Below are 10,780 nucleotides of genomic sequence, written 5' to 3' on the forward strand. Positions count from 1 at the left end.
TTTTTTGAAAAAAATACTAGATAATGACTGGCAAGCTTTGTTGGAAGGAGAGTTTCAAAAGGAGTACTATCAAAACCTTAGAAAATTTTTAATATCTGAATATAGAAATAGAACTGTTTATCCTAATATGAATAATATTTTTAACGCACTTAAACTTACACCTTATAAAGATGTTAAAGTTGTTATTCTTGGGCAAGATCCATATCATGGACCTAATCAAGCTCACGGTTTAGCTTTTTCTGTAAATAAAGGTGTTAAGGTTCCACCTTCGCTAATTAATATTTATAAAGAACTTAATAATGATTTAGGTTGTTACATACCAAACAATGGTTATTTAGAAAATTGGGCAAGGCAAGGTGTATTGCTTCTTAATACAGTGCTAACAGTTAGAGCACATGAAGCAAATTCTCATAGAAATATGGGATGGGAACAGTTTACTGACAAAATAATATCTCTACTTAATGATAAAGAAGATCCTGTTGTGTTTATCTTATGGGGAAACCCTTCTATATCAAAAGGAAAACTTATAACAAATAAAAAGCATCTTATACTAACATCAGCTCATCCAAGTCCACTATCTGCTTTTAGAGGTTTTTTTGGTAGTCATCCTTTTTCTAAAACAAACGATTTTCTAAAATCAGTTAATAAGTCTCCAATAAATTGGCAAATAGAAAATATTTAATCTATAAAAAGGCACTCACTTTTGAGTACCTTTTTTATAAATGTTTAATTTTTTATATAATAAACGTAAAAGTGAAAAACTTATTGCAATAGCGGTGCATGCAGAAAATGATAGTATTATATTATCAATAAATATTCCTATTAATATTCCTATTCCAGTTCCCAAAATTATACTCTTTGCTAAATGATCATAATCTTCTTCTGATAAAAATAATTTTTCCAACAATAACACCCCTCTTATTAATAAAATATAATTCTATTATAATTCATACTTCTTAAGTAATTCTTAAATAATGATTAAAATATAATTAATTATAACACCATTATAAATGATTATTTTTAACTTGTAAAGAGTTTTTGTATACTATTTAATCTTTTTGAGTATAATTTTAAATATCTAAAATTACCTTATAACAATTATTATATAAATTAATTTCATATTGAATAAAATTTAATTAAATAAAAAAGTATATAGATCCTATATTCTTTAAAACCTCACAGGTTCCAAGTCCCCAAAATATAATATCTATATACTCATGCACTTAAGGAAAGGAATTTATTAAAAATTATTTACATGATAATATTTTTATAAATTCATAAAAAATAAAAAAGCTAACTAAATTAATAGTTAGCTTTAACTGGTGGCTCGACCAGGAATCGAACCAGGGACACGAGGATTTTCAGTCCTCTGCTCTACCGACTGAGCTATCGAGCCTTAACGATATTTATTTTATTAAATTTTTAATTATATGTCAACATTTTATTCTATATTTATGAAAATTTAGTTATTTTTATTACGCATATAAAATATACTAAACTATAATATTATTTGGAGTGTATTATGAAATATATAATATTTATTTTACTAACTTTAATTATAATCTTTATTTACTTTTATTATAATAAAAAGTTAGAATTAATGAAGAAACAATTGTTCCTTACTAGAAATCAATATTCTATAGTAAGAAACAAATATGTTGATCATAAAAAATATGCTGAAAATTTATCTATTCAATTCTCCATCCCTAAATATAAAGGTGGTACATTGAAAACTAATTCATTTTTATATCTATCTCCAATCATATCTTCAAACATATTACTACGCTTAGATAATGATACTGAAGTTGGAATTTTAGATTGTGCAGAACTTAATAATGAAACGTGGTTTTATATAAGTATACCAAATAAAAATAATATAAATAGTAGAGGCTGGGTAAATTCCAATGATATTTCTATATTTTTTAGTTCTTCCTCTTCTATATATAAAGCAAAATAAAGGGCTAGGAAAAAGCTAAACTCCTAGCCCATATATATTAAGAGTCATAAAAATTATATATATTATAACAATTAATATAAATGGAATATTTAGGATATTTTCTTTACTATCCTCTACAGTTATTACTGTACTTCCTTCTATTACTTTTCTTTTTGCTTTAAGCTTCTCTAATGCATAAATTATTAAAAATACAAATACGGAAAAAATAATAGCGATGACTCCATAAGTTATAAGAAGTAAAAGTTTTTCTTTTGACCCTATGTTATTAAGACTAAACTCAGTAGTTTCAACTGAAATAGGTAAGCTTTCTGTAATTATTTTAGATATTTTAGCAAGTGTTACAGAAGTCCCGTTAATTATGAAGTGCATTATCATTGATGAATAAATGCTATTTGTAATTCTAACTACTAAAGCAAATATAAATCCTAGAACTGTAGCATATAAGAATTGCTGGCCATCTAAGTGAAATATTCCAAAAAATAACCCTGTAATTGCTGCTGCCACATACTTGTTTTTATTTTCATAACCCGAAAGAACGATTCCTCTTACTGTTATTTCTTCTGTTATAGATGGTAATAAAGCTACTAATCCTAACAACAATATGTAAGGAGTTGATATTATTTCATAGATGAATGAACCTACTTCATTGTTGAAGAAAAATGTAGATATTAATGAAAGAAAGGTCATAACAGGTTGAACCATAAATGCCAATAAAATTATTAATAATATATCTTGCCAATGTAACTTATTTAACTTTAATGTCTCTTTAATTGATGATTTACTAACTAATAAGTATATTATTGCTGGTATTAAAAATAAAATTAAGTGATTAAACAATAAAATTAATCTTATATCACTTACACCTAAAGCAATATAAATTGGCCTTAAAGCATATGGTCCCAATATTTCTATAATAAGTATACTTAAAAAATAAATATTTGCTTTTAAAACTTTTTTCATATTTCCTCCTTTTATACACGTTTATTATCTATTAGTAAATAATATATAATATTTAAATAAAATTTATTATATATCATTCCTTTATATTTAATGTATAATATTTTTACTTTTTGTAAATAATTATAAATGAAGCGAGAAAGTTTCCACAGTTAATCGCCTCTCCCCCATTTTATTTATATACGGAATAATCCCCTAATTGTTTTTAGAGACATATGGGGATTATTTATTTTAATTTTCTCTAATTAATTCTTTCCTTAATATATTTAATGCATTCATAGTTGCTTTTCGTCTTACAGCTTCCCTATCTCCAGTAAAGTTAAATTTTTCTACTATGATTTTTCCTTTAATAAATATTCCTATATACACTAATCCTACAGGTTTTTCATCAGTTCCACCATCAGGGCCTGCTAAACCAGTAGTAGATATTGCAATATCTGTATTAGCTACTCTTGCCATCCCTTCAGCCATTTCCTTAGCAGTTTCTTTACTTACTGCACCAAATTTATTTAGTGTTTCTTCACTAACACCTAGCCTCTTTATTTTAGCTTCGTTAGAATAAGTAACTGCTCCTTCTTTAAAAACCTTTGATATTCCTGGATAAGATATTAAAGTAGCGGCAATCATTCCTCCTGTGCAAGATTCTGCAGTCGCTATACTAAAGCTTTTTTCACATAAAAGCTCTGCAACAACTGTATCTAATGATTTTTCTCCTTCTCCATATATATATTCTTTAAGTATACACTTTATTTCATCACACTTTGAATTAATTAATAAATCACATTTTTCTTCGCTTTCTCCCTTAGCAGTGACTCTTAATGTAACTTCGTATTCCTTAGCATATGGAGCAACTGTAGGATTAGTACTTCCTTGTATTATATCATTAATCTTTTTTGCCATTAAGCTTTCACCAACACCAAATATTCTCAAAGTTTTTGACTTTATAATTTCTCCTGTCAAATTAGAAAGATATTTAACTACATGATTTTTAAACATTAATTTCATTTCTTTTGGTGGCCCAGGTAATATTATTAAGGTTTTGTTATTTTCAGAGATTATTGCACCAGGTGCAGTTCCTTGTTCATTCGGCAAAATAATAGAACCTTCTGGAAAATATGCTTGATTTTTATTTGCTTCTAATATTTCTTCATCATCTATAGCTAAATATTTTTTTATCCAATCTAATGAAGGTTCATGAAATACCATTTTTTTATTAAAAAATTTTGCCCCTAACTCCTTAGTTAAATCATCTTGTGTTGGTCCTAACCCTCCTGTTGTAATTATTATATCACACCTATTAAAAGCTTCTTCGAATGCCATTAAAACTCTTTCTTCATTATCTCCTATTACACACTGATGATACACATCTATTCCTAAAGAAGCTAGTTCTTTAGCCAAAAATTGTGCATTAGTATTAACTATATCTCCTAATAATAATTCTGTTCCAATTGATATTAATTCTGCTTTCATTTCAACCTCCTAAATATATTACATTAAATATTTTACCATAAAATGAGAAAAAGTACCTTATTAACTAAAATGAGACCTATATAAATATTAATATTATATATGGTCCCATTTTTAAATTTAATTAGTTCCTTTATCACTCTATTTTATTTACATTTATATGGTATTTGCCATCAGTATCAATACCTTCTTCAACTATAGAAAATTTACTATCTTTTAGCATAGAAGTAATAATATTTATATTATCTTTTTCTACATTATCTAAGGTTATAGTAAAATTATCATTAGTATCTACAAGGCTCATATAATCAAATATATTACTATACTCACTCAGTCCCAATTGCCCATTTATATTCATTCTATAATCTGGCATAGTATTCCTCCTAAGCTTCTTCATTTGTATCGAATGTTAATATACATTATTTTTTCACATATAATTCTATTTATACATATTCTTAATAGTTAATTTTTAGAATTTTCCTCTATTATTTTTTTTGCTTCTGACTCTGGAACTTCTTCGTATCTTTCAAATTCACTTGTAAAGCTACCTCTAGCTTGAGTCATTGATCTTAAATCAGTTGTATATTTAAACATCTCTGCTAAAGGAACTTCTGCATTAACTTTTTGAAGGTTCCCTTCTTGCTCCATACCTAATACTCTGCCACGTCTTTTATTAATATCACCTATAATATCTCCCATATATTCATCTGGCACACAAATTTCTACTTTCATTATAGGTTCTAATAATATAGGTTTTGCTTGTTCTAATCCTTTTTTAAATGCAATAGATGTTGCCATTTTAAATGCCATTTCAGAGGAATCAACAGGATGATATGAACCATCATGTAATGTTGCCCTCAAACCTACTACAGGATATCCAGCCAAAACTCCCTTATCCATGCACTCTCTTAAGCCCTTTTCAACTGCAGGAATAAAGTTTCTTGGAACAACACCTCCAACAACATTATCAACAAATTCTAAATCTATTTCTACATCTTTTCTTGGTTCAAACTTAATTTTTACATCTCCATACTGTCCATGACCACCTGATTGTTTTTTATGTTTACCTTGAACATCAGCTATACCTTTTATTGTCTCTCTATATGGAACCTTTGGTGTTCTTAAAATAACCTCTGCTCCAAATTTATTTTTTAATTTACTAGCTATTACTTCTAAATGAGTTTCTCCAACTCCAGAAATTATAGTCTCTGCATTTTCAGTATCTCTTGATACAGTAAAAGTAGGATCCTCTTCTAATAATTTTTGAAGTGAAGCTGATATTTTATCTTCATCTCCCTTTGATTTAGGAAGAACAGCCATTGAAATATTTGGTTTTGGGAAATTCATTTTATCATATATGATTTTATTATTAATATCACATAAAGTATCTCCTGTCTCTGTATATTGTAATTTTGCTACTGCAGCTATATCTCCTGCAACTACTTCTTTTGTAGGTATTTGATTTTTACCTCTCATGAAGAATATATTTGCTAGCTTTTCAGTCTTATCTTTATTACTATTTACTACTGTTATTTCATTAGTTAGTTTTCCTGTAATTACTCTAAACAAAGAAATCTTTCCAACAAAAGGATCAGCTATTGTCTTAAATACTAAAGCAGAAAATGGTTTATTTTCATCAAGCCCTATGAAAACCTCTTCATTATCTTTAACATTTAATGCTTTTTGTGTAATTGAATATTTAGGTGATGGAAAACATTCAACAACATCTTCAAGGAAACACCTCATTCCTATTACCTTTAATGCACTACCACACATTACTGGTGCTATATCACCAGTAGCACATCCTTCAATTAATCCATGATATATTTCTTCATCACTTAATTCGCCTTCATTAAAATACTTATCTAATAGTTCTTCATTAGTTTCTGCAACAGCTTCCATTATCATTCTCTTGCAATCATCTATCTTTTCTAATAATTCTGCTGGCACATCTATTTCTTTTATTTCCCCTGTTTTTGGATCATGAATTCTAGCCTTTTTAGAAATTACATTAATAACTCCCTTGAATTCATCTTCTATTCCAATAGGATATTGAACTGGAACAACGCTTATTCCAAATTTATCCTTTAGTTGTGCTAAGGTTCTATCATAACTTGAATTTTCTCTATCTAATTTATTTATAAAAAATGTTCTTGGCAACTTTATTTTATTACAATAGTCCCAAGCTTTTTCTGTCCCAACCTTTACTCCAGATACTCCTGAAACAACTATTGTTGCAACATCTACTGATCTCATTCCTTGAATAAGCTCTCCTGAAAAATCAAAGTACCCAGGTATATCTACTAAATTAATCTTAGTATTATTAAATTCTATCGGTGCTATAGAGGCAGAAAGTGATATTCCTCTCTTTTTTTCTTCTGGATCAAAATCTGAAACTGTTGTCCCCTCTTCTACTTTTCCTAACCTATCTGTATTACCTGTATGAAATAATAATGCTTCTATTAATGAGGTTTTTCCTGATCCTCCATGTCCTATTAATCCAATATTCCTTAAGTTTTCTATAGTATAACTTTTCATACTCTATCATAATATTTATTAAATATTATGATTCCACCTGCCTTTCATTTAAAATCTAATTGTTTTTGAATAATCAGTTTTTAATTCTATTTATTCTTCTGTACATAAATTTTAAACCATTGGTACTTATAGTAAGTATCCTAAGTATTTTTTAACTTAAGTATTATGATAATTATAGAATAACATAAATTTAATAAAATTTCCAGAATATTCAGTTTATTTGTGCATGTATAATATACAATATACATTTTTAATTTAAATTTATTAAATATAGTAATAGCTTTATATTTTTCTATCTTAATTTTTAACATCTTATATAGTTATTAATCATTTTATTATTTTTTGATTTGAAAATTTTATAAGTAACTATATATATTAATATTCTTTATTTTCTCTAAATAATCTTTCATTTTAAAATATTATTATATAAATAATTTCAAGTTAAAATTTCAATGAAAAAAAGAGCTGTAAAAACAGCTCTAAAAAACCTTCATAACTAAGTTTTTATTTTTTATTTAATATTTATTACATCCTTAATTAAAATCATTATATTTATATAGTTACTCCTACACCTGGACCTAATTGTAATCCAAACATATACCATATTATAAGCAAGATTGTCCAAGAAACTAAAAAGGCTATTGAATAAGGTACCATAGTAGTAATTAATGTACCTACTCCTGACTCCTTATCATATTTCTCTGCAAAAGCAACAATTAAAGCGAAGTAACTCATAAGTGGAGATATAATATTCGTTGTTGAATCTCCTATTCTATAAGCCATTTGTACCAATGCAGGTGATGTTCCTAAATTCATCAACATAGGTATAAAAATCGGAGCCATTATTGCCCATTTTGCTGAAGCAGATCCCATAAACAAGTTTATGAAAGCTGTTAGTAATATAAATGATACTATTAGAGGAATTCCTGTAAATCCTATTCCTTCTAAGAAATTAGCTCCATTAACAGCTATTACGATTCCAATGTTTGTATAGTTGAAGTATTGAACAAATTGAGCTGCAAAGAAAACTAATACAATATATCCTCCCATTGTTGCCATACTTTTTGACATTAAAGCAATTATGTCTTTATCATTTTTCACTTTTTTACATCCAATCCCATATGCAACTCCTGGAATAAAGAATAATAAAGAAATTATAATAACTATAGAGTCCATAAATGGAGAGTTTAATATTTCATTAGTTTCTGGATTTCTTAATATACCATTTGGAAGTAAAGAAATTATAATTAATACTAGGAATATTAATGCTGATATTCCTGCAAATTTTAATCCTCTTTTTTCTTCTAAAGTAATATCACTTAAATTTGCTTTTTCATTTCCAGTATATTTTCCAAGCTTAGGCTCTACAACTTTTTCAGTTATTATTGTTCCAACTATAGTTATTACAAAAGTAGAAACAATAATGAAATACCAGTTATCTGCTGTTCCTACAAAAGCATCTGCAGAAAATAATTTAGCTCCTTCTGTAGAAATTCCAGCAAGCAATGCATCTGTAGGTCCTGCTAATAAGTTAGCACTATATCCACCAGATACACCAGCAAATGCAGCAGCCAATCCAGCCATTGGATGTCTTCCAAAACTTAAAAAGATTATGGCTCCAAGAGGTACTAATATAACATATCCTGCATCTGATGCTATACTTGACATAACACCAGCAAACACTACTACAACTGTAATTAATCTTTTAGGAGTACTTGTAACTAATTTTGTTAGTAAAGTTCCTATAAGTCCTGTACCTTCAGCAACGCCAACTCCAAGTAATGCTACTAAAACTGTCCCTAATGGAGCAAAGCTAGTAAAATTCTTAACTGCTGAAGTCAACATATATCTAATGCCTTCAGGAGTTAATAGGCTTATTACATTGGCAGACATCTCTTTTACTTCCATTGTACTTCTATCTAAACCAGTATATGTTACAGAAACACCCATTTTAGCCATTATTGCTGATGTAACTATAATAATTGAACAAAGTATCACAAAAATAGTACCTGGATGTGGTAGTTTATTCCCCAATCTTTCAATCATTTCCAAAATACCGTTACTTTTAGCTTTTTTTTCTTTTGTTTTCATATTCTGTCCCCCTTAAATTGCAGATTAAATTATGTATAAATTTCATTATTTTTTTAATTAAAATTTATATAATTTTAATCCAATTACAACATATTATATAATCATATTAATTTTTTTTCAAGTTTTATCCTCTTCTTTCTTGTAATTTAATAATAAATATCCTTTTATTTTATTAATATTACATTATTATAAGAATACATTTTAAATTATAAAATGTTAGATATAATACTAAACTTATTATTTTCTTATTAATTAAAAGCATGATTATTTATTCTTATAGTTTTTATGAAGGATACTCTTATTATATCTTTCATTTTATACTCTTCCTAGGATTTAATAATATAAAAAAAGAGGAATAGCGTTAACTATCCCTCGCTTTTTTTAATTTAATTTTTTCAATTACAGTTAGTATAATATATCCTCCAAGCCCTCCAGATGTATCTATTAGTACATCCTTAAATGCCATACTTCTTCCTGGTATAAAATATTGATGAAATTCATCTGAACATGCATATAAAAATACAAAAACAATTAAAAGTAATCTTCCTTTTCTTGTATTAATATAATTTTTCAAAACATTATATGCTAGAAAAAATAAAATCATATATTCAGAAAAATGAGCTGTTTTTCTAACTATAAATGTTGCAAGTTCTCCAAAATAATCATTTAACTCTATTCCAATAAATCTAAAAAACTTTAACACTAAATCGCTTTGACTACTTGAAATCTCCCCTGGCTGATGTGACATTAAAAATATCACTATCATCCATATGATTAGTAAAAGCCAAGCTATCTTCTTTTTATGTTTATCCATAAATCTCTCCTTATGTTTGTATTATAATTAATTTTTTTCAACTAGATATCTATTTATATATGCAAGTGATTGTTCTAATATATTTTGACTACTTTCTAAATCTTTAACATTTACTTCTAAATTGTATATTCTTTGCTCCACTAGGTTCATAATTTGTTTTATGTCATTTAAAAGCTTTGCCTCATAGGATACCTGTACTCCATCTAAATCAATATAAACTTTTTCAGGTGAATTCCCACATTTTGTACATTCTATATATATATTATTTTTTTCTATATCCCTATAAACTTTAAAAGTATCATTGTTGCAATCAGAACAATTAGGCATTATTATATATTCATTTTTGCTCACATCTATATTATATCTCGCTCTGCATTGAGAGCAAACTAAATTTAAATTATCTTCTTCACATTCTAAGTAAAATCTATTTCCACTACAACCATCTTTCATACACACAAAAGTTCTTATCACTTTTTACTCCCCCTTATTATTAAATAGAACGCTTATTTCTTTATAATTTAATATGCTTGATTTTTATAATTTATTCATAAATATTAAATACTTATAAGGTGGAAAGTAAAATAGACCTAAACTTATTATTTAGATCTATTAAATATTTACCTATTCGGTAGTTATTTCTTTTAACTGCTCTTCTATTTCCTTTATTAATTCATCTAATGTATTCGTATTCTTTCCTGCCAACACTAATTTTCTTTTTTCTAACTTTAAATCTACCAATCTTTTCATTAAGTCATCCTTTTTGCCCATACCAACACTTCCCATCTAAGGACAAAACCTTAACATTTTATATTAATTAATTTATTCATATATTAATTATATATTATTTTTCATCTTATTCCTATTTAAAAATTTAGGCAATTTTTTAATTTTTTCTACGTTTCTCAACAAAAATTGCATTTTGATATAAAAAAAAGAAGTTATAGTAACATAACTTC

11 protein-coding genes and 1 tRNA gene are annotated in these 10,780 nt (G+C 26.9%); 2 read left to right on the forward strand and 10 right to left on the reverse strand.

What is annotated here, in order from left to right; genetic code table 11:
- Window positions 1-4: 4 nt before the first annotated feature.
- Window positions 5-682, forward strand: coding sequence for a uracil-DNA glycosylase (locus tag ACQRD5_RS15505; protein WP_291630812.1), 678 nt, complete (start codon window positions 5-7; stop codon window positions 680-682).
- 15 nt (window positions 683-697) lie between these two features.
- On the opposite strand, the gene ACQRD5_RS15510 is transcribed toward ACQRD5_RS15505, so the two are convergent.
- Together ACQRD5_RS15510 and ACQRD5_RS15515 are read right to left on the reverse strand one after the other, a co-directional pair.
- Entirely contained in the window at window positions 698-913 is a 216-nt protein-coding gene (locus tag ACQRD5_RS15510; protein WP_291630814.1) for a hypothetical protein, read from the reverse strand.
- Between the two features lie 407 nt (window positions 914-1,320).
- Window positions 1,321-1,396 (reverse strand) — tRNA-Phe (locus ACQRD5_RS15515).
- Between the two features lie 126 nt (window positions 1,397-1,522).
- Between ACQRD5_RS15515 and ACQRD5_RS15520 the strand changes: the two genes are divergently transcribed.
- A complete protein-coding gene (locus ACQRD5_RS15520; RefSeq protein WP_291630816.1) occupies window positions 1,523-1,957 on the forward strand; it encodes a hypothetical protein in 435 nt (144 codons plus the stop codon).
- 15 nt (window positions 1,958-1,972) lie between these two features.
- On the opposite strand, the gene ACQRD5_RS15525 is transcribed toward ACQRD5_RS15520, so the two are convergent.
- The 8 genes from ACQRD5_RS15525 to ACQRD5_RS15560 form a co-directional block, all read right to left on the reverse strand.
- A complete protein-coding gene (locus ACQRD5_RS15525) occupies window positions 1,973-2,917 on the reverse strand; it encodes a CPBP family intramembrane glutamic endopeptidase (RefSeq protein ID WP_291630818.1) in 945 nt (314 codons plus the stop codon).
- 228 nt (window positions 2,918-3,145) lie between these two features.
- Window positions 3,146-4,384: a competence/damage-inducible protein A gene (locus ACQRD5_RS15530; RefSeq protein WP_308780602.1), complete on the reverse strand. Its 1,239-nt coding sequence runs from the start codon at window positions 4,382-4,384 to the stop codon at window positions 3,146-3,148.
- Window positions 4,385-4,517: 133 nt separating this feature from the next.
- Window positions 4,518-4,754 (reverse strand): hypothetical protein, encoded by a 237-nt coding sequence (locus tag ACQRD5_RS15535; protein WP_291630822.1) that lies wholly within the window; start codon window positions 4,752-4,754, stop codon window positions 4,518-4,520.
- An 89-nt stretch (window positions 4,755-4,843) separates the two neighbouring features.
- Window positions 4,844-6,919 (reverse strand): elongation factor G, encoded by a 2,076-nt coding sequence (fusA, locus tag ACQRD5_RS15540; protein ID WP_427747019.1) that lies wholly within the window; start codon window positions 6,917-6,919, stop codon window positions 4,844-4,846.
- 552 nt (window positions 6,920-7,471) lie between these two features.
- Entirely contained in the window at window positions 7,472-9,010 is a 1,539-nt protein-coding gene (locus ACQRD5_RS15545; protein WP_291630825.1) for an AbgT family transporter, read from the reverse strand.
- Window positions 9,011-9,371: 361 nt separating this feature from the next.
- Window positions 9,372-9,824 carry a VanZ family protein gene (locus ACQRD5_RS15550; RefSeq protein WP_291630827.1) on the reverse strand — a complete coding sequence of 151 codons (453 nt, stop codon included), beginning with the start codon at window positions 9,822-9,824 and terminating at the stop codon, window positions 9,372-9,374.
- Between the two features lie 27 nt (window positions 9,825-9,851).
- Window positions 9,852-10,295, reverse strand: a complete 444-nt coding sequence (locus tag ACQRD5_RS15555) for a hypothetical protein (RefSeq protein ID WP_291630829.1) — start codon at window positions 10,293-10,295, stop codon at window positions 9,852-9,854.
- Between the two features lie 150 nt (window positions 10,296-10,445).
- Entirely contained in the window at window positions 10,446-10,592 is a 147-nt protein-coding gene (locus ACQRD5_RS15560) for a hypothetical protein (RefSeq protein WP_291630831.1), read from the reverse strand.
- Window positions 10,593-10,780: the final 188 nt, after the last annotated feature.

The sequence above is a fragment of the Clostridium sp. SGI.024 genome (assembly GCF_050315195.1).
In the GTDB taxonomy this organism is placed as follows: domain Bacteria; phylum Bacillota; class Clostridia; order Clostridiales; family Clostridiaceae; genus Clostridium.